At 36.9% G+C, this 21,224-nt stretch carries 19 protein-coding genes; 5 read left to right on the top strand and 14 right to left on the bottom strand.

Annotated elements, in window-relative coordinates; genetic code table 11:
• Positions 1-96: 96 nt before the first annotated feature.
• Positions 97-1,263, bottom strand: a complete 1,167-nt coding sequence (locus ACXYMZ_RS00095) for a TraB/GumN family protein (protein WP_458946276.1) — start codon at positions 1,261-1,263, stop codon at positions 97-99.
• Between the two features lie 150 nt (positions 1,264-1,413).
• On the opposite strand from ACXYMZ_RS00095, the gene ACXYMZ_RS00090 reads away from it, so the two are divergent.
• On the top strand, positions 1,414-1,959 hold the full coding sequence (locus tag ACXYMZ_RS00090; RefSeq protein ID WP_458946274.1) for a GNAT family N-acetyltransferase: 546 nt from the start codon (positions 1,414-1,416) through the stop codon (positions 1,957-1,959).
• On the opposite strand, the gene ACXYMZ_RS00085 is transcribed toward ACXYMZ_RS00090, so the two are convergent.
• The 13 genes from ACXYMZ_RS00085 to ACXYMZ_RS00025 all read right to left on the bottom strand — a co-directional run bounded on the left by ACXYMZ_RS00085 (position 1,956) and on the right by ACXYMZ_RS00025 (position 17,724).
• A complete protein-coding gene (locus ACXYMZ_RS00085) occupies positions 1,956-2,294 on the bottom strand; it encodes a YqzG/YhdC family protein (protein WP_458946272.1) in 339 nt (112 codons plus the stop codon). The two genes, ACXYMZ_RS00090 and ACXYMZ_RS00085, sit on opposite strands and share 4 nt — an antisense overlap.
• 327 nt (positions 2,295-2,621) lie before the next feature.
• A complete protein-coding gene (locus ACXYMZ_RS00080; protein WP_458946271.1) occupies positions 2,622-4,337 on the bottom strand; it encodes an ABC transporter ATP-binding protein in 1,716 nt (571 codons plus the stop codon).
• A 359-nt stretch (positions 4,338-4,696) separates the two neighbouring features.
• Entirely contained in the window at positions 4,697-5,902 is a 1,206-nt protein-coding gene (locus ACXYMZ_RS00075) for a S1C family serine protease (protein ID WP_458946269.1), read from the bottom strand.
• A gap of 70 nt (positions 5,903-5,972) precedes the next feature.
• Positions 5,973-6,773, bottom strand: coding sequence for an MBL fold metallo-hydrolase (locus ACXYMZ_RS00070; protein WP_458946267.1), 801 nt, complete (start codon positions 6,771-6,773; stop codon positions 5,973-5,975).
• Positions 6,770-7,687, bottom strand: coding sequence for a two-component system regulatory protein YycI (locus ACXYMZ_RS00065; protein ID WP_458946266.1), 918 nt, complete (start codon positions 7,685-7,687; stop codon positions 6,770-6,772). Before ACXYMZ_RS00065 ends, ACXYMZ_RS00070 begins: the two co-directional genes overlap by 4 nt.
• A 2-nt stretch (positions 7,688-7,689) precedes the next feature.
• Positions 7,690-9,027: a YycH family regulatory protein gene (locus tag ACXYMZ_RS00060; protein ID WP_458946264.1), complete on the bottom strand. Its 1,338-nt coding sequence runs from the start codon at positions 9,025-9,027 to the stop codon at positions 7,690-7,692.
• Positions 9,024-10,850 carry a cell wall metabolism sensor histidine kinase WalK gene (gene walK / locus ACXYMZ_RS00055; RefSeq protein WP_458946263.1) on the bottom strand — a complete coding sequence of 609 codons (1,827 nt, stop codon included), beginning with the start codon at positions 10,848-10,850 and terminating at the stop codon, positions 9,024-9,026. Before walK ends, ACXYMZ_RS00060 begins: the two co-directional genes overlap by 4 nt.
• Positions 10,851-10,855: 5 nt before the next feature.
• Complete coding sequence (yycF, locus tag ACXYMZ_RS00050; protein ID WP_458946261.1) at positions 10,856-11,557, bottom strand: response regulator YycF; 702 nt, start codon at positions 11,555-11,557, stop codon at positions 10,856-10,858.
• A gap of 275 nt (positions 11,558-11,832) precedes the next feature.
• Positions 11,833-12,717: a TIGR01777 family oxidoreductase gene (locus tag ACXYMZ_RS00045; protein WP_458946259.1), complete on the bottom strand. Its 885-nt coding sequence runs from the start codon at positions 12,715-12,717 to the stop codon at positions 11,833-11,835.
• A gap of 171 nt (positions 12,718-12,888) precedes the next feature.
• The gene (dnaB, locus tag ACXYMZ_RS00040; RefSeq protein ID WP_458946257.1) at positions 12,889-14,259 is read right to left on the bottom strand and encodes a replicative DNA helicase; all 1,371 of its coding nucleotides are present in this window, start codon (positions 14,257-14,259) and stop codon (positions 12,889-12,891) included.
• Positions 14,260-14,325: 66 nt separating this feature from the next.
• On the bottom strand, positions 14,326-14,772 hold the full coding sequence (gene rplI, locus ACXYMZ_RS00035) for a 50S ribosomal protein L9 (protein WP_458946256.1): 447 nt from the start codon (positions 14,770-14,772) through the stop codon (positions 14,326-14,328).
• The gene (locus ACXYMZ_RS00030) at positions 14,769-16,745 is read right to left on the bottom strand and encodes a DHH family phosphoesterase (RefSeq protein ID WP_458946255.1); all 1,977 of its coding nucleotides are present in this window, start codon (positions 16,743-16,745) and stop codon (positions 14,769-14,771) included. The genes rplI and ACXYMZ_RS00030 overlap by 4 nt, the downstream gene beginning before the upstream one ends.
• Positions 16,746-16,773: 28 nt before the next feature.
• Positions 16,774-17,724: a YybS family protein gene (locus ACXYMZ_RS00025; RefSeq protein WP_458946253.1), complete on the bottom strand. Its 951-nt coding sequence runs from the start codon at positions 17,722-17,724 to the stop codon at positions 16,774-16,776.
• 445 nt (positions 17,725-18,169) lie between these two features.
• On the opposite strand from ACXYMZ_RS00025, the gene ACXYMZ_RS00020 reads away from it, so the two are divergent.
• From ACXYMZ_RS00020 to ACXYMZ_RS00005, 4 genes are all read left to right on the top strand, one after another.
• Entirely contained in the window at positions 18,170-18,673 is a 504-nt protein-coding gene (locus ACXYMZ_RS00020; protein WP_458946251.1) for a DUF1189 family protein, read from the top strand.
• A gap of 589 nt (positions 18,674-19,262) precedes the next feature.
• Complete coding sequence (locus ACXYMZ_RS00015) at positions 19,263-19,766, top strand: RNA polymerase sigma factor (RefSeq protein WP_458946250.1); 504 nt, start codon at positions 19,263-19,265, stop codon at positions 19,764-19,766.
• Positions 19,756-20,343 carry a hypothetical protein gene (locus ACXYMZ_RS00010; protein WP_458946249.1) on the top strand — a complete coding sequence of 196 codons (588 nt, stop codon included), beginning with the start codon at positions 19,756-19,758 and terminating at the stop codon, positions 20,341-20,343. The genes ACXYMZ_RS00015 and ACXYMZ_RS00010 overlap by 11 nt, the downstream gene beginning before the upstream one ends.
• Before the next feature lie 212 nt (positions 20,344-20,555).
• Positions 20,556-20,786 (top strand): hypothetical protein, encoded by a 231-nt coding sequence (locus ACXYMZ_RS00005; RefSeq protein WP_458946247.1) that lies wholly within the window; start codon positions 20,556-20,558, stop codon positions 20,784-20,786.
• The last annotated feature ends 438 nt before the right edge of the window (positions 20,787-21,224 follow it).

Raw genomic sequence — 21,224 nt, 5'->3', positions numbered from 1 at the left:
ACAATTTCCTCCTTCAAAATTTCCTTAATATATTTTAATAGATTAGTAGAGTTTAAAAGAAAGAGGCACTAATGAATCAGTGCTCTCTCCTCTAGTTTAGAACAAATTCTGAATAAATAAGCGTACAACATCTATTCCAGCGACAAATGTGCCGAGTGAGCTTCCTAGGTTGGCTAGTACGATCACAAGCAAGACGCGAGTTACTTTGTTATTCCAGAATCCCTTTAGACTTGTGACATCATCAGATAGATTTTCAAAGTCACGCACAACTGGCTTTTTCACCCATGCTTGAACGAATCCTGCAAACCATCCTGCTGCAAGGAATGGATTTAGCGATGTAAATGGCGCTGCTATAAAGGCGGTTATGACGGCGAGCGGATGGCCAAATGCAATAATCGTTCCAATTGCTGCGAGTGATCCGTTCCACAGTAACCAGCTTGTTACCTGCTGCATACCTGCTTCTGGGTTGAATAAAAATGTTGTAATGATTAAAGCAATAATTGAAATCGGAATGAGCCAGCCAATAATCTTTGGAACTTTTGATTTTGGTGGTTTTGTAGTTAACTCTTTCAGATCTTGCTCTTTATATATTTCCTTTGTAATTCCAGGGATGTGCGCTGCTCCAAGAACTGCTACAACTTTATCTCCCGGTGCGTCTTTAATTTTTTGTGCTAGGTATTGGTCACGCTCATCAATTAATGGCGTTTTTAGCTTTGGAAAGCTTTCTGTGATTTCTTGCAGCATCGCATTGATTGTATCTTGTTGCTTCATTTTTTCTAATTCTTCTTCAGTAATTGTTTCTTTACTGAAAATGCTGTAGATGACTTGCGTAAGGAGCATTGCTTTTCCTTTTACACCAATGTTTCCCCAAATTCTAGAAAAAGTTATTTGAATGTTACGGTCAGCTAAGACTAAATCTGCTCCGACTTCCTTCGCAGACTCAATTCCTTGAATCATTTCTTGTCCAGCGTTGATGCCAAATTGTTTAGCCATTCGCTTTTGGAATGAAGATATCGCTAGATTCATAAGTAGGAGAGATGCTTTTTTCTCTTTAATTACTTTGAATATATCTGTATCTTTCCATTTGTTTCCATCTTGAATCGACTGATAACGCTGTTCATCAAGCTCAATACATACGGAATCAGGTTGTTCTGTCTCTATAACTTCTTTTACCTGCTCGGCACTTAGCTTTGATACGTGTGCAGTACCAATCAGGATGATTTCTTTATCATTAATTTCTAATCGGGTAATATTATTATCCACGGCTCTAGTTACCTTCCTTTTCTCACGCTAAGATTTTCATTATAAGTATTACTTCTATAATAAACTAGAATGAGCAAAAGTAACAATATATCTTCCCTTTTTATGAAGAAAGCTGTAAGATGAAGAAAAATTTGAGAAAAGGTGAAGGTAATGTTTGGATATGAGGTTGATGAAGAAATTACACTTAAATTAATTCAGGAAAGCGATGCGAGAGATTTATTTGCGCTTACAGACGGTTCGCGAGCAATTTTAAGTGAGTGGTTACCTTGGTTAAATACCACAAAAACGGAAGAGGACTCACTAGATTTCATCAAGCATTCGCTTATAAATTATGAAGCAAAAAAAGGCCTGAACTGTGGCATCTTTTTCAATGGAGAACTTGTTGGGATGGCAGGTTTTAATACCTTTGATTGGACGAACAGGATTGGAACGATTGGTTATTGGCTAGGTGAAGGTGCTCAAGGGCATGGGATTATGACGCGTACTGTACGGGGATTAATTGATTATGGGTTTGGTGATCTTGAGCTGAACCGAATTGAAATTCGTGCAGCGATAGGCAATCTTAAAAGTCGAGCAATCCCTGAGCGTCTTGGGTTTAAAGAAGAAGGGGTGATTCGCCAAGGAGAATGGCTTTATAATCACTATGTGGACCATGCGATTTATGGCTTATTAAAAACGGAATGGGACGCTAATTAACGGTCGGTTTCTTCCATTATTATATCAATGACTTCTTCTGTTTGTGTATCGAAATGAATGGTAATAAACACACCAAATTCCCTATCCTTGGCTTTGAGCCAGAGCTTAAACTTTTCAATGGATTTTTCATTCTCCATCTCTTTGCCAATATGTAAATAATCGATGATATCAGCATCGGGATATTTCTCTTTCGTTTCCTGCATGGCGACTCTTCCCCACTTGGCGTAAGGCGGAATTTCTTCAAGAAGGATCGGCAAGGTTGCAGGAGCGATTGGAGCTGGGCCAGGGTTTAGAGCGAGCAGCGTTACACCAACAATTAAACTAACTTTCCACATGAGAATCATCTCCTTTTTTTTAGTTTGTGCTTGAGTGTGGATTTTATGCTTGGAATTGGTGTGGGTGATTGATGAAAGTGAGTTATAGGACGGTAAAATGTGGGAGCTTGATTTATGGACCGATTAAAGCGGGTTATTGGTCCGTAAAATGCGGAAGCACGATTTAGCAACCGATTAAAGTGGGTTATCGGTCCATAAAATGCGGCAGCTCGATTTACCGACCGATTAAAGCTGGTTATCGGTCCATAAAATGCGGGATCCATATTTAGCGACCAAAAAAAAGAAAGCACACCAACCCACCCAAGGATTGATATGCTTTCATTACCTCTAATTCATCTGTATATTATGCAACCTCGCGAACAAACCATTCTTCGCAAGTAGTTCTTCATGTGTTCCTTCTTCTTCAATACCATTTTTCGTTACTACTTTAATGCGATCGGCATTTCTAATTGTAGCAAGACGGTGAGCGATCACAAGCGTCGTACGGTTCTTCGCTAATTCATTCAGAGATTGCTGAATGATGCGTTCTGTTTCCGTATCGAGTGCTGATGTTGCTTCGTCTAGAATTAGAATTGGTGGATTTTTCAAGAACATACGCGCAATCGCGATTCGCTGTTTCTGACCTCCAGAGAGCTTCAAGCCTCTTTCACCAATTTGTGTTTCATAACGATCTGGCAACTCATTAATAAACTCTTCCATATGAGCGCGCCTTGCTGCTTCATAAATCTCTTCGTCTGTTGCTTCAAGATTCCCGTATGCAATATTTTCCTTCAACGTTCCTGTGAAAAGGAAAACGTCTTGCTGAACGACACCAATATTTTTCCTTAACGAGCGCTTCGTCATATCACGAATATCGATGCCATCAATTTCAATTCCACCATCAAGCACGTCATAGAATCTTGGAATCAAGGATGAAATTGTTGTTTTCCCTGCTCCAGATGGACCAACGAAAGCAACTGTTTCTCCCGCCCGAATGTCCATGCTTAGATTATTTAGTACAGGTGGTTTATTTTCTTCATAACCAAACGTTACATTTTTAAACTGAATATTTCCTTGTAAGTGGTCGATTTCCACCGCGTCTGGACGATCTTTGACATCAGGTTCAACATCCATCATTTCAGTAAAACGTTTGAATCCTGCCATTCCTTTTGGATACATCTCGAGTAAGGCAGTGATTTTATTAATTGGGCTAGTAAGTACGTTCATTAATAAAATAAAACTCACAAGCTCCCCGTAACTCATCTGATTATTAAACGTCAGCCATGCACCAACAACAAGCACAGTCAGCGTCATCAAACGCATTAGCAGGTAGATATTTGAGTGAACGGTCGCCATTACTTTGTAAGCACCAATTTTCGCATGTCTAAAGCTACGGTTGTTCTCTACAAAACGACTCATTTCAAACTTCTCATTGGTAAACGCTTGTACAACACGAACGCCTGAAACAGCATCCTCAACTCTCGCGTTTACCCCAGCAATGTCTTCATACATCTTTTTCCACGAACGGTTCATGCGAATGTTTCCATACGTGATCAATAAAATAAGAATCGGTACGACGATTAAAATAATGAGAGCAAGCATTGGGTTAATCATAAACATGATAAAGAATGCACCAACAAACGTCATAATCGAGATGAAAAAGTCCTCTGGTCCGTGGTGTGCAAGCTCCCCAAGGTCGAATAAGTCTGTTGTAATTCGGCTCATCATATGTCCTGTCTTTGTATTATCGAAAAAGCGGAAGGACTGCTTCTGGATATGGTGGAATAAATCATTACGCATATCTGTTTCGATATTAACTCCGAGCTTATGGCCGAGATATGTTACTACATACTGTAAAAGGGTACTGACGATATAAACGAATAATAATAGCACTCCGACTAAAATAATGATATTCCAATTATCACCCATCAATAGGTCATCGATAAACCATTGGACGGCAAGTGGAAATGCAAGTTCTAAAATTGCTACGATAATAGCAGCAGTAAAGTCCACTATAAACAATCGTTTATGTGGCTTATAATAAGAGAAAAAACGACGTAACAACGTGATGCACTTCCTTTTTTAGTTTTTATAAAGTCTCTTAGAAATTATATGGTGAATGCTTACTCTTTTCAAGAAGCATGAACTAACTCACAAAATATTTCTTTTCCACAGTTCTTTCTTCATTTATACTTTTCCAGTGGACAAGTGGTGGATAACAATTAAATTTAGCTCAAAAAGACCCTGTTATCCCCAAAGTTATCAACATATGCACAAATGTTCTCATTTATTTTGTGACAGAACAAATTTTCTCTACCATATATTGATATTCCAGAATTTCTTATCCACGGTTTGTGCATAATTCGATTTTTTTGTGGATAAGATGCGTGTACAAAAGAAAACCACCCTCTAAACGAAGATGGTTATTGAGCTTCAAGGGTTACTTCTGTTTCGTATCTTTCCCCATTGCGGTAATACACAATGTGCATTGTATCCCCTATATTCTTATCTTGATATAAAATTTTTCTTAATTCAATCACATTTTCCACAACTTCACCATCAAGTTCGGTAATTACATCAAGACGTTCTAGTCCTGCTTGATCTGCTGGGGATAACGGCTGAATGCTCCAAATATAAATTCCACCAGTAATATCTTTAGGCAGTGTTAATGTGTCTTGCCACTCGCGATGTGGGATTTCATCCAATGAATAAATTTCTACTCCGAGAAATGGGCGTTGAACTTCTCCGGTTCTCTCGAGTTCATCCATAATTGGTAAAGCGTAATCCACAGGAATTGCAAAACCTAATCCTTCCACGGCTGCTTCATTAATCTTCATTGAGTTAATTCCTATCAGCTGTCCGTATATATTAATGAGAGCTCCACCACTATTACCAGGGTTGATTGCTGCATCGGTCTGGATAACTTCTGCTTGCCAGTCAGGTCTTCCGTCAAAATCTAGGTCGATTGGAATTGTTCGTTCTGTTCCACTAATGACGCCTTGTGTGACTGTACTCGAGAACATAAGCCCGAGTGGATTCCCAATTGCAATTGCTGGTTCACCGACTTTCACTGTTCCTGAAGTTCCAATCTCAATGACTTGATCGACCGTATCAGCTGGCATTCGAATGACCGCTAAATCAGAGAAAATATCTCCACCAATAATTTCAGCTTCTACATGTGTATCATCATGTAAAACAACCTCGATGGAATCTGCTCCTTCAATTACATGTTGGTTTGTCACGACGTATGCAACGCCGTCAGCGATTTTATAAATAACGCCTGAACCAGTTCCCGCTTCGACAGAGCCTTGCTCAAACCAGAAGTCACTCTGTCTTTGAATATTAGTCACGCCCACAACAGCTGGTGTGACTTTCTCAACTATATCTGTAATTTGCGTTGTCACATCAACTGATACAGAGGTGTTCAGTTCAGAAGTTACACGGTCAGGTGCTACACCTGGATCCTGATTTGCTGGTTGATTATTTGAATAGGGAATAATATTTGCTTTCATTAATTCTGGAAGTGCGACAGATACGATTAAAATACCGATGATAACACCGAGTAGTAATGGAGTAAGCCATTGGTTTTTCTTTCTTCTTGGTTCATAGCCTTGATTGTAATAACCCATACGCTGCCTCCTCTTCATCCTCGTCGATAAATAGTTGTTCCCTATTCAAGTATTTCCCTGAATGAAAGTCTTATACAATAATCCGGTCACCTACATCATATAAAGCAGTCGGCTCTTTCGGATCTGTATCAAGAATTGGAATTTCGATTCCTCTTTCTTTCAAAATCTCTTCAACCGACATACGTGCGATTTCTTTCATATTATTATCAAGACTTAAATGCGCAAGATAAATCCGTTGTGTATTGTTTCCAATAACATCAGCTAACGCAAGTCCTGAATCTTCATTCGATACGTGCCCCATATCCCCAAGAATACGTTGCTTCACACTCCATGGGTAACGTCCCATCCGTAACATATCGACATCATGATTCGCTTCAAAGATATATGCGTCCGCATCTTCGACAGACTTTTTAATCCGGTCCGATACGTAGCCTAAATCGGTAACAAGGGAGACCTTTTTTCCATTTGCATAGAAGCTATAAAACATTGGTTCCGCTGCATCATGTGACACCCCAAATGACTCAACATCAATGTCACCAAATGTCTGAACACTGTCTCGGTTAAAAATAAACTTCTGATCAAGTGTCAGCTTCCCGAGCGAACGCTCCATTGCTTGCCATGTTTTTTCATTCGCATAGATTGGTAAATTATATTTTCTCGCAATAATTCCTAACCCTTTTACATGATCACTATGCTCATGTGTGACTAAAATTCTAGATAATTTTGTCGGGTCTAATTTTGCTTTTGAAAATAACAAGTCTATTTGCTTCCCGCTCAAGCCAGCGTCGACAAGGATTCTTTCCTTATCTGTTTCTATATAAAATGCATTTCCTGTACTTCCAGATGCAAGTACACTAAAACGTAAACTCATTCTGTTTCACTCCGATTATCAAGCTCTAACCTTTTATTTAATTCTGCTAAAATGGAAGACCTTAATGCTTCATCTTCCTCTAAACCAGCTACTAACGCTGCATTGTCACTTATCGTATCCATATAAAATTCAAAGGAATCACTATCATATATAATTCCTTCAATTGCATTCACAAAATGATGCCGTTCATCATTTACTTCTATCTTCCATGTTGGGGCAAATACTTGGATACCTTCTGCAGAAATTCTTGAGTAATATCCCATATTTACATCAGTGATTTCATCCCCACGTTGCAAGTGATTTCCATTAAAAAGAATGCCAATCACTTGTGTCGGTTGGTTTAGTGTCACAAGATCACCTTGAACTTCTGATTCACCCAAAATGGTTTGTGTATAATGTGTTGCTTGATTATCTTCATCGAGATAAACAAGCAGCAATCCACTTTCGTTATAATAAATACTTCGGCCCTCTTTTGTCTGGAAGAAAACAAGGATATTCAATTCCTCGTTCCAGTCCCAAAATTGAAATTCCTCACTATAGAGGACATTGCCTTGAAGCAGGGCTTCGATTGCTTCAGGTGACATATTTGGTTGGATTTCAAATGGATTATCAAGCTCAGAGATAATATGATTATTCTCAAATACAACAATATCTTGATTATCCATGGCATCGAGCTGCTCTAATTCCTCATCTGACAATGTGCGCTGCATGACCGAAATATAAGTTGCTTCTGTTATATCAACATTAAAGTCTCCATACGTGATATCTTCCGCGGCTAGCTGCTCCTCGATGGTCACCTCTTGGTTTGCAATATAACCAACCTCTTGCTGTCGATCATTAAAGGCACCAAATAGAAAGATATTTAAAATGAGGAAACTAAGGATAAATACTGTCTTTATATGACCCCACTGCATCCTTAATCCTCTCCTCTCGGACTGGAATGTTCATCGAAGATAATCTTTTGCCACGTATTGTTCTCTTTTTTATACCAAAAAGGGCTCAATTGAAAATACTCGCTTTCCAGATCATATGATAATTCATAACTCACTTGAATATCTTGTATGTTTTCTAATGACACATCTGTATTATTTTCTAAATATGCCAGAACACTTTCACCTGATGGTAAATAGACCGTATCACTGAATAATATATTACGTTCAAGTAAAAACAATGGACGATCGTATTCAATCAATTGGTAGCTATTTTGATAAATGCCCCAGGCTTGTCTAATTGTTGCTAACTTGTAGTTACTAAATACTGGAACACCATCATAATGCAATTGAAAACTAATGTTGCGTGTTGCAAGATCCACTTGGTCCAAACGATAATTGCCTGTCCAACCGAAATGATTGTTGATATTAATAATCGAACGATCAAGTAAATCAACTTCACTTATGATGATATCTTCATCTACTGTTGGTGCTGCATGGTTTACGTATTCCATCCGCATTCGATTCTGATACACACTCATCTGTCTATTATCGGTGAAATACGTTTCTCCAATGCTTTGTGAGCTTGTCTCTCTTACTACCGCCGGATTGGAGAATAAAATATTTACAAATAGGGTTGGATCGATTTCTGTTGGTGTAATCGAGTAAGCGGGTAGATTTATTGCTGGTTCTGGAATATAAAAGGCCAGATCATTTTCATTAACTGCAATATATTTTACCAATATTTCTGGGTCGATTTCTGTAATCAACGACGCAAGTCTATCATAGGAATCTGAAGAGTTTATAATTCCTGCCGATACACGGTTATTCTCCCTGGATATGAATTCAACTTTCAGGGATTTACTATCTTCAATAAAATGGATATAGATTCGATTAATCGACCATGAAGGTAAATCAATATCCTCTTGTTCGAAGTTAAATAAACTATTCATGATCTGCATTGGAATATCATCCGAAAATTGCAATTCTACTCTATTATCTGTTGCCGCGACCTGTTCACGGGCTACAGATGCTTCGAAGCCAGCAATTGTCCATTCCTGCATTTCTACATAGAGGTTGTCGCGTTCGATGGCCTCCGTATATCCATAGTGTTCGCCAGCTGTATGGAAAACAATATCACTTGGCTTTACCATGCTTCGTTTTGTTTCATCTGTTAAGCCACCTGCGTTTATATCATTTGTAACGACATCTCCACTCAATGCTCTTTCAGAATTAGGCTGATAGCTCCATAAGGAAAGAGATAACACCAAGCTAAGCGCTATTAAAAGTACTAATATAATCGACTTTATCGTTTCTAGCTTCAATTGCTATCCCTCCGCTTCCTTTTAATAAGCGGTAGCGAGAAGTAAATGGTTGTTCCATAACCTTCTTTACTTTTCGCCCAAATTTTCCCATGGTGAGCTTCTACAAGTTCTTTTGTAATCGCTAGTCCTAATCCTGTACCACCTAACGTTCTCGTACGTGCTCGATCTGCACGGTAGAAACGTTCGAAGATTTTTTCCAGTTTATCATAAGCAATTCCGACACCTTCATCTTGGACGGTTACAAGTAAATAATGTCGTTTACTTTCTAAACGAAGCACAATTTTTCCGCCCTCAGGAGAGTACTTAATCGCATTGGAAATGATGTTGTCTATGACTTGTGTCATCTTATCCTTATCAATCCAAACGCTATATCGTTTGTTCGGAATATCTCTTTGAATCGTTATTGTTTCAGGTACATTCATCTCGAAACGGTCGATTACTTTATGGAAATACTCCACAAATTCCGTGCGTTCCTTATGAAGTGGATATTCATCCGAATCCATTTTGGAAAGCTGTAGTAAATCATTAACCATTCGAATCATGCGTTCCGTTTCATTTTGCGTAACATCTAAGAACTTCGGTGCAATTTCTTTATCTTCCCAAGCACCTTCTGCTAAAGCTTCTAGATAACTCTTCATTGTCGTTAGAGGGGTACGAAGCTCGTGTGATACGTTCGAGACAAAATCTCTACGCTCTTGTTCTACTTTTTCATCCTCGGTTACATCATTTAAAACAGTGATGAAACCTGTCGTTTCGCCTTCATCATCCATAATCGTTGAGAAGTTAGCTCGCATCAAGAAGAGCTGATTTTCGTCACTTAAATCGATAATCATCGAACCACTATCTTGAAGTTCAGAAATATCTACTGTCTTCTCATCTAGTTGAAGTACTTCTAGTAAATCGTCACCAATCATATCGTCTGGGTTTTGCCCAACGAGTATTCCAGCTGCTTCATTCATTAGGGTAATCGAGCCTTCATTATCGGTTGCTATTACTCCATCGGACATGTTTGATAATACAGAGCTTAGCTTCCAGCGCTCTTCTTCAATGGTTGCATAGGAATGCTTCAAACGATTATTCAAATCATTAAATGCTTCCGAAAGCTGGCCTATTTCATCACTTCCATACACATTAACTTGTTGGGTAAAATCACCCTTCGCCATCGTTTGCGCTTGACGACGCATTTCTTTAATTGGCTTTGTAATAGAACGAGCAACAAGCACACCAATAATCGCGGCTATCGAGATTGCTAGGAGTGCACCTTGAAGGAATATCCTATTGATTTCTTCAATTTGACCATAAACTTCTTCAAGCGAAGATTCGAGATAGATTGCTCCAATCACGATACCATCAGAATCAATGATTGGATCTACTCGAACATACACCGTGTCGTCGGTATCTTGGTTAATAAAGACCCCTTCTCGGTGACTATCGAAAAAGAGTACTTGCTGAATAATTTCCCGGGTAATTCTTTGGTTCACGGAATAAAGATTACTATTCGTTCCAATAATTCTACTTTGATTATCAACGACGATTACATTCGTAATATCATCAGTTGTTAACTCTGTTACAATACTATCCACATTTGCTAAGATATTTGGTCCTTCTTCATCTTCACTTGTGTCTGGATCAAATATGCGTTCAATATTGTAAACTAAAAGCTCCATCCGACTGTTGACGTTTTCTTTGAAGTTCTCTTCTAAATTTGTCTTAAGATTCCCAGTAAAAAACGTACCAATCATTTGGACGGCTAATAATAATAAAAGGATATAGATAATAATAAACTTTAGTTGAATCGATCTGAAAAATCCGACCTTATGCATCGCAACTACTCCTGCTCAGGATTTCGTAAATAATACCCTACCCCACGTCTTGTGACTATCCATGTTGGGTTACTTGGGCTCTCCTCAATTTTCTCACGTAGTCTTCTCACGGTAACGTCAACGGTTCGCACGTCACCAAAATAATCATAGCCCCATACCGTTTCAAGTAAGTGCTCACGCGTCATTACTTGTCCAATATGGCGTGCTAAATAATGTAGTAATTCAAATTCACGGTGTGTTAGTTCAATCTGAATCCCGTCACGAGAGACAACATAGGCATCAGGGAAAACAGTTAAGTTTCCAATAACGATGTCTTTTGTCGGTTTCTCTGTTTCTTCAGGGATTTGTTGTCTACGTAAATTAGCCTTTACACGCGCAATTAATTCACGGTTACTAAAAGGTTTTGTTACATAGTCATCTGCTCCAAGCTCTAGACCTAGAACTTTATCGATTTCTGAGTCTTTTGCTGTCAGCATGATAATTGGCATTGTTTTTGTTTTTCTTACTTCCCTTAGTACCTCGTTGCCGTCTTTATTCGGTAACATAATGTCTAATAAAATTAAGTCTGGATCTTCATCTAATGCTAATTTAATTGCTTCATCGCCATCATGGGCAACGATTACTTGGTAACCTTCTTTTTCTAAGTTGAATTGTATAATATCTGCTATCGGCTGTTCATCATCTACTACTAGTATTTTATGGTTCAAAATGGTCACTTCCTTTTAATTTCGAGCTTTGTTCTATTTTATCTTACTTTGCTTGTAATGTCTTTATTTTTAAGGCTTTTTATGCTTATGTGTAACTTATCATTCATGGGCTTCGTGCTCAAGTGGAATGAATTAGAGTAATAATCTCGCTTCGGAAATATACTTCGCTTTCCGCGAGCTCGCGATATGCTTCCTATGCTAAGTTTGTAAAATTTCTTAGAACATTAGCTATTACATAAAATGATTAGATAGAATACTTTAAATCAAATTCACCACTAATTTATTATCTCTTGAAACGTCTCTTTCAGTGTTGGATATTTGAAGGTGTAGCCTGCTTGTTCTAGCCTTTCTGGGAGGACCCAGCGGCTTTTTAGGACGAGTTCGGTTTCTGTACGGAGAAAGATTGATCCGAATTCTAGCATCCATTTTGAGGCTGGTAAGCCAAAGCGGACGTTCATTGTTTCTCTTAGAGTTTTCATAAGCTCACGGTTACTTACAGGATTTGGGGCGGAACAGTTAAATGCGCCATGGAGTTCCTCTCGATCTTTCAAGAACTGAATAATTTGGAATAAATCTTCGATATGAATCCAGCTGAATTTTTGATTTCCATTTCCTTGTATCCCGCCAAGGCCAAACTTCACTAAATTTTGATATGGGATCATGACACCGCCACCTTTGCCCAAGACAATTGCAATACGTAAAGCGACTTGCCTTGTTTCTAGTAATTGGAAGTTAAAAAATGTCTCCTCCCATTTTGTCGCCACATCAACGGAGAAGCCAGAGCCGATCTCTCCATCATTCTCGGTCATTGGTCGATCTTCTGCATGACGATAAATAGTCGCTGTACTGGAATTGATCCACAGTGCTGGTGGGTTTTCACATGCTTCGATTGCCTCGCCTAATATGGTAGTCGTTCTAACTCTTGATTGGATGATTTCAAGTTTGTTTTTGTCATTGTACCTACAATTTACTGATTTACCTGCGAGGTTTATTAGAAGCTCAGCATCTTCCAAGGCTTCGATGATATCTTGTTTGTTTTCCCAGGCAATATGTTGCTTCCCACGGGAGATAATTCTAATTTCATAGCCTAATTGTTTGAATCTTTTTTGAAAATATTCTCCGATAAAACCGGTGCCCCCAGCTAGAACGACTTTTTTCATATGAAGCTTCCTTTTCATTATATTTAAAATAACTTTGTTAGAAATTAAGTTTAGTAATATATCTTCATTCTAACATAAGTATTCAGAATATATCTTTAGTTTTTCCAATGAAAAAACATGAATGAAATCTACTTAAAATAGATGCATTCATGTTTTTATTAAAATATATATTTACACTGGCGCTGGTTGTGGAATATCACTATCTGAATAGCGATAATCTAAATCAACGAACTTATTATATTCTTTTACAAAAGCAAGTTCTACCGTCCCTGTTGGACCGTTACGTTGTTTTGAAATAATAATCTCGATGATATTTTGCTTTTCTGATTCACTATCGTAATAATCGTCACGATATAGGAATCCTACGATATCCGCATCCTGCTCAATACTTCCCGATTCACGAAGGTCGGACATCATTGGACGCTTGTCCTGTCTAGATTCCACGCCACGCGATAGCTGTGAAAGTGCGATTAAAGGAACTTCTAATTCTCTTGCTAGTCCTTTTAAAGAACGAGAGATTTCCGAAACCTCTTGTTGTCTGTTCTCTTTAGAATTCGCGCTTCCTGAAATTAACTGAAGATAATCTATCATAATCATCCCAAGCCCGTGCTCTTGTTTTAAGCGGCGACACTTCGAACGAATTTCACTTACGCGAATACCTGGGGAATCATCGATGAAAATGCCAGCATTGGATAAAGAACCCATTGCCATTGTCAGCTTGCCCCAATCTTCTGGTAGAAGTTGTCCACTACGTAAACGGTGGGAATCAATATTTCCTTCAGCACAAAGCATACGCTGAACGAGCTGATCTGCCCCCATCTCCAAACTAAAAATAGCGACATTCTCGTTTGTTTTTACGGCAACGTTTTGTGCAATATTAAGGGCAAAAGCGGTCTTACCAACCGATGGACGTGCTGCAACAATAATTAAATCATTTCTCTGGAAGCCACTTGTTATTCTATCAAGCTCTTGATATCCAGTTGGAATTCCTGTTACATCGCCATCACTTTCATGAAGCTTTTCAATATTATCATAAACATCAATTAAGACATCTTTTATTTCTTTAAAACTTCCGCTGTTATTTTTACTAGATACTTCTAAAATTTGCTTCTCCGCTTCATTTAGAACATCTTCTATATTGTCTTCATTTTCAAATCCTGAAGTAACAATATCTGTCGCAGCTCGAATCAAACGACGTAGCAAAGCTTTTTCTTCGACAATTCTACAATAATATTCAATATTCGCTGCAGTTGGCACACTTTCTGCGACTTGTGTCAGATAAGCAACACCGCCAGCTTCTTCTAGCTGTTTCACGTTATTTAAGTAAGTTGTAACAGTTATTATATCAATCGGCTCGCCACGGTCAGACAATTTCAGCATCGCAGCAAAAATACGTTGATGGCTCGCACGATAAAAATCATCAGGCAGAAGAATCTCAGACGCAGCAGAGAATGAATCTGGGGCTAAGAAAATAGCTCCAATCACAGATTGCTCTGCTTCAATATTATGTGGTGGTGTACGATCAATATAAGAATCACTCAAGGATAGCTCCTCCTCTCTTGATGTATTTCCGAATCAAAAAGCTCACAATAATGTGAGCTTTTGTCCTTACTGCTCGGTTACATGTACTTTTATGGAACCTGAAACTTCTAGATGAAGTTTAACTGGAACCGTTGTATATCCTAAAGAACGAATTGGTTCTTCTAATTCTATTTTACGTTTATCAATTTTATAGCCGTGATCTTTTTGTAGTTTATCAGCGATTTGTTTACTTGTGATGGAGCCAAATAGACGCCCACCTTCACCTGATTTAGCTTTCATTTCTACTGTTAGATCGGCAAGTTTATCTTTTAAATCCATTGCTTCTTCTTTTTCTTCTTGCTCTTTCATATCTGATTTACGTTTTTGGGCATTCAATGCTTTTAGGTTACCTGGTGTAGCTTCAACAGCGAGGTTGTTTTTTAGTAAATAATTTCTTGCGTAACCTTCTGAAACATCTTTCACTTCACCTTTTTTGCCTTTACCTTTTACATCTTTCTGGAAAATTACTTTCATTCCGTCTCTCTCCCCTCATAGTACTCTTCTAAAATATCTTTTAATAATAATGCAGTATCTTCTACTGTTGTATCTTCTATTTGAGTTGCAGCGTTTGTTAAATGACCGCCACCATTCATTCTTTCCATAATAATTTGTACGTTGACACTTCCTAAGGATCTCGCACTAATTCCTACTCTGCCATCATCTCGTTCAGAAATAACGAAGGATGCGGATACACCTGTCATTGTTAAAAGCGTGTCTGCTGTTTGGGCGATTAAAACTGGACCGTAAGTAACTCCTGATTCTGCCGTAATAATAGCAATTGAGTCACGGTAGATTTCAGTTCGTTCAATTAGCTTACTACGTTTCAAATATAAATCAAGGTCTTCTTTTAGGAACTGCTGGACTAAAACGGTATCTGCTCCTTTTGAACGTAAATAAGAAGCTGCGTCAAATGTTCTCGAACCTGTTCGTAACGTAAAGCTCTTCGTATCTACAATAATACCTGATAATAAAGCAGTAGCTTCAAGCATCCTTAATTTCGTTGTTTTTGGTTGGTACTCTAGAAGTTCTGTCACCAACTCTGCAGTAGAAGAAGCATATGGTTCCATATATACTAATGTTGGATTATCGATAAACTCTTCTGCTCGTCTATGATGATCAATAACAACAACATAATCTGTTTTTGATAATAAATTCGGTTCGGTAACCATCGATGGTTTATGTGTATCGACAATTACAACCAAACTATTACTTGTAACTTTATCCATCGCTTCTGACGGTTCGATAAAATGCTGCCAAAGTTCTTCATCTGATTGAATAGCGTCCACTAAACGGTGTACCCCAGTATCTACATCATCAGGGTCAAACACAATTGCTCCCTCAACATTATTTGCCTTCGCTATATTTAAAATACCGATTGCCGATCCAAGCGAGTCCATATCTGGAGATTTATGACCCATAATAATTACATTTTCACTAGCTTTCACAAGGTCCGTCATTGCATGGGAAATTACGCGTGCTCTTACTCGCGTACGTTTCTCCATTGGGTTGGTTTTCCCACCATAGAAACGAACTTTCCCTGCTTCATCACGAATCGCAACTTGGTCGCCCCCTCTACCTAGTGCTAAATCAAGACTCGATTGAGCTAACTCACCAAGCTTAGGTAGTGGTACTTCCCCATGGCCGACACCAATACTTAGGGTAACATTCGTATTTTGATCCCCACTAATATCCCGTAGTTCATCTAAAATATCGAAACGGGACTCTTCCAGATTGCGAAGGATTTCCCTTGTACCAACTGCTAAAAAGCGTTCTTGAGATGTTCTCTTCAAATAGAGTCCAAAATCTTTCGCCCACTTATTAAGAATGGAAGTCACTTCTGAGTTTAGTTGACTCTTTGCCGTATCATCCATTGGCAGGGTAATTTCTTCATAGTTATCAAGGAAGATCGTTAATAATACAGTTTGATCATTGTCATAAAGGTTTTGTAAAGCTTCTTGCTCTGTATAATCAATAAAATATAATAAACGTTCTTCTTTTTTTATAATAACATGGTAGATGTATTCATCTAATTCCACTTTTATATTTGTGTTATTCTCTTTAATTTTTGGAATTAATTTCTCCGATAAAACATTTAGTGTTGTTCCAATAAGTTGTTCTTCTTCCGTATCGAAACTTCTCATGTAGGGATTTGCCCATTCGATATTGAAGTTCTCGTCATACAGAATGATACCAAACGGAAGCTCTGTTAATGCTTCCTTACCTGCGCTTTTTACCCTTGATGTAATCATCAGAATTTCTTCTTCTAATGCTTTCTGACGGATTCTCTCTTTATGAATGCTATAGGCAACAGCTGCTGCCAAAAGAACAACAAAAACAATCGCAAGTTGCCAATTATAATAACTAAGAACGGCAAGCAAAACGGCAGATAAGATGTAAACTATCCACAAATGCGTGCTCCATATTGTTTTTTTCTGAGATTCCGACATGCTGTTCACTCCAATTTTGCTCTAAAATCTATTTATCTTTCTTCTCTAAACGGTCACGCATATTTAAACCTATATCAATTATACCTAATATCCTTATGAAATAAAGGAGAAATATTGGAAACACAATTGTTAGCACGATACTAACTACTGGTATTGTTCTCGACCACTTTTTGTAATGTGAGAAATAAAAGATGAAGGAGAACCCTTGAATAACAAGTAACATCTCTAAGATCATCAGCGCATTCTGTATACCAATAGCAAAGATTCCTGATGACGAGATATCAAAGAATGATGTGATAACAACAATTAGATATAACCAAAGAATTGAAATCGGTAAACGTAAATTTCTAAATGGCGGGAAATGTAATTTCTTTTTTTCAATACGATTGATAATTTTATACCCCATCCACTGAACTAGAAATGCAGACCCAACTGCCATTAACGCTAAGAAAGCAGGAACAAGATTAATCATGTAATTAATTTGCTCTGTGAAAATTTCCTCCAGATCCACGTCTGGATTTCCTTCCGAAAGACCGACACTTTCAATAATGGAAACATAGCTACTCATCTGCTGCATTGCCATATTTTCCAGTTCTGCCATGAAGTTTATATTCATCATCACTTGCATAATCGCAAGCGCAAATAATATTCCACCTATAAATCCTAGTGTACCATATGCCCAAGTTTCATAAGCACTACGCTTCTTGTAGATGCCATGTCCGATAAGTAACCCACCTGCTCCGACTAAAAGCGTATACGGCAGCGATAGTATCGTAAAAAAGATAATGGTAAGTAGCGATGTGACTGTTAGAACAAGCAGTCCTGGTTTCAAGCCATGTCTTGCAGCATATAGAACGAATGGTAAAGGAAGCAATATCATTGTAAACAACGATAGGATTGGAATAAACGAAGCCAACATCAACGCGATGAAAATTGCAGAAAATATTGCTCCTTCAGTTAGCCTTTTTGATTGGTTCATTTCTTGCACCTCAATTATAATATCATGTCTGTGTTTTTTTCTGTCTCTCTATAATAACATGAATCGGCTTCTCTTACTGTTCATATGGCTATAATATGCCTAAGTAATTTAAGGAAGTTCCATTGCTCACGCTTCGGAATATTTTGTAGAATATTGCCCAGGAAATAATCTGCTTGCTTTATCATTTTTAATCGTCATTCGACACAAGTAATTAGAGAAAAGGAGTATGGGTTCTAGGAACATTCTTTATAAACCACTAAACGGAAATAATCTTAGAAGAAAACACGTTGAAATGGAGCTCGAATATATTCGACATAAATATTGCGAATGAATGACATTTTAAATTTGGCTTGATTATATTTGCTATTTCCTTCTTCTAAGCAAGCATTCTCTCCCTTTTTCAATTATAATAGGAATGGTATTACATTTATGAAGGATGAAGCAAATGATTTTTATAGAAGCATTGGTTGCTAGTTTAAAGCTTCCAACAAAGAAAGCGATGTTTAAATTAAATCGAATTGGTATGGATGTAGTCGTAATCTACTTATTTATCCTACTTTTTATTACCTCGATTCCAGCATTGATTGATCAGCTTGCTGTTACAGAGGATTTAATTGGTAGGTTACCTGTCATCTTGAAGTTTATTTACTTTTTTATGTTTTATTATTTACCACTAACGGTCGCGGTATTTATTTTCATTTCAATCGTTGCCTATATCGGTGTTTTACTATCAAAAATGATGAAACGGAAATTACGCTATCAAATCCTTTGGAAGCTCATCGGCTTTACAGCTACACTCCCTTTTCTCATTTATATGATCGTGGCATTCTTTTATCCGATAAGTGATCGTTACCTGTTCTTTATTATAATCTATTCCATTGTGATGCTAGTTATTATGATTTCTAAATTTCCAAAGCGAAAAGGATCGAGAAGAAGAACGAAGCAATAACCTTTATGTTGGGTTTTGCTTTGTTTTTTATTTTTAATCGAATTTTACTACACACTGATTTTATAATTACTCTTTACTATTATGAGTCTTTGTTCGATTTCAATAAGTATACTAGATTCCATATTATACCCACTGCAATAAGTATGAACGAAAACAGCCAAATAAAATAATAAAGTGTGTGGTTAAAAATTACGTTCTCTGCTAAAAGTAAAATTATTAACCCAAAAAACAGATACATATGAGGTAAAATGTATTTATTCAAATGAAGTCTCCTTTCTAAATAATATTTAATCTTAAATATGTAAACAAATTATAGCATTCAATTAGGTAAATTATGTAATTTCATTTTATATTTGTCTTAAAATTCCCATTTTATAGTATAATTGGATTATAAGAATTCTACTTGATGAACAACCTATGGTTAATTAATTTAAATCCTCATTTTAAGATTAAGAGCAAGCAAGTGATATTTTAAAAGGTATCACTTATTTTACTCTAAGCTTTGAATAGAAATAATCGAATTATTTTAAAAATTCATTTATAGTGGGAACTTCTCAGGTTTTGTCAGAGTCTATATATGTAAGAGGAGGTGTTTGAAATTAGTAAGTTAGATGAGAATGAAATATATGTACGCTATTTCGACAAAGTGTACAAAACTAGTTATTACATCTTGAAAAACGAGGAATTAGCAAAAGATGCGACACACGATACATTTATAAAAGCGTTTAAAAACCTTAGAAAGATTCAGGACCAATCAAAATTAAACGCCTGGATAACTACGATTGCTACTCGTACTGCCATTGATATTTATAATAAAAATAAAAAGAGAATAACGCATGAACTAAAAGAAGAACACATTCCAGTTTCTGATGATATCAATTATAAGAAAATGGAGTTAGAAAATTATTTAGAGTCGATTCCACCTGAACAAAAACAAATATTGATTTTAAAGTATATAGAAGATTTAACAGAGAAAGAAATTGCTAAGCTACTTTCTATTAAGTTAGGAACAGTTAAGTCGAGGATATATCGTGCGAAGCAAAAATTATTTGATCAGTATCAATTGGGAGGTGAAGACATTGTTGGAAAGTAACAAAAAAGAAGAGCATATAAAAGAATACCTAACAAAAGAAATAGATTCCATTAAAGTACCTAAAGGCTTAAAAGAAGAATTATGGACTGAGATAAAAACTACTCGCAAGAAGAAAATGTTTCATTCAAAGCTTCTTCCATATATAGCTGCTATTGCGGTTGTCGCTCTCTTTATTCCATTGGTATTAAGTTTGCTACCTACTTCAGAAATGGCTAGCGATGAATTTTCTGGAAAGACCCTCGATGTCAGTGCGCGTGAAACACTTACTGATCCTGATATACTTACTCCTGTAATCAGGTTAGAGTTTGAAGAAGGCAATATTGTGAAAAATGCAGGAGGTTACGAAGAAGGCACGTACGAACTAAATGGTGATAAACTTATGATTCTGATGGAAGATGACAATGAAAAGGTAGAAATTGAACTTACTCTTCATGAAAGCGATAAAGATTTTATCCTGTATAGAGCAGAAGTTACTAATGTAGATTACCAAATGAACGACTGGGATCAAATTAGCAAATACAGAGGATTTATGGATAAATTCAGACGATACCCTTCTTATGAACTTATACAAAAATAAAAATGACTAAGCTATCATAAAAGTAGGTGTTTCTTATTGTGTTAATGGGCGCGTGAATCTTAATAGGATTAACCGCTTTTTTTATATCTACCGAATTTTGCTAATTAAGCTATAAGAAGGATAAACATCCCTTCTTGCCGAATCTACTAAAGAGATAGTTTTTCCGTGTATGAGAATTAGATTAGATTATTACTTAAAGGGGTGCATAATCTATGAGCAAAAGAAAATATTTATCCTATTTAATTTTGGCCGTTATTACTGGTTTGTTTTTTATACCAGCCTTATTAGATTGGTTAGGAGTTCCATTTACATTTGCCAATGTATTATATTGGGTGTTTGGCGAACCTAACGTTCTGAATAGAATTATCATTCTAGTTCTTACTGGTATATTTGTATTACTTGTTGGTCGGAGTTCATATAAAACTTATAAAAAGTTAACATAGTATAGTTAATTCTGCTAAAGCGTATTATTCTTAAAGAACTACTAACAAGTAAATATAAATTTAATTGGTTACGTTCATTAAAAACTTTAGCATTAACTAATATAATGTCATTCCACACGATTATGGACAGATCTTATTCCTTAACGAAAGAAGTGATAGCTTGAAAACAAAGGATATTGTAATGAAGTATCTATATTTATAGCTTATGTCATCATAATTAGCCTAGCTATACTAGTTTTAATGGATATAACTCTAAATGGAACTGTTTTATTATTTCTACTAACGTTTTCTATTACAATTATTTATATGTCGCTCATCACTAGTGTTGCATTAATATAGTTTGAATTTTCAGTTACTAACTTTTTTCTAAAAGAGCCAAAAAACTAAATACCCTATTAAAGGTGGCTCCATCCATTTGGGATTTATTTACAGTTAGAC

It is taken from the genome of Oceanobacillus sp. CAU 1775, from assembly GCF_054482815.1.
The sequence above is the reverse complement of the archived record's forward strand: the minus strand, read 5'-3'. Positions and strand labels throughout refer to the sequence as shown.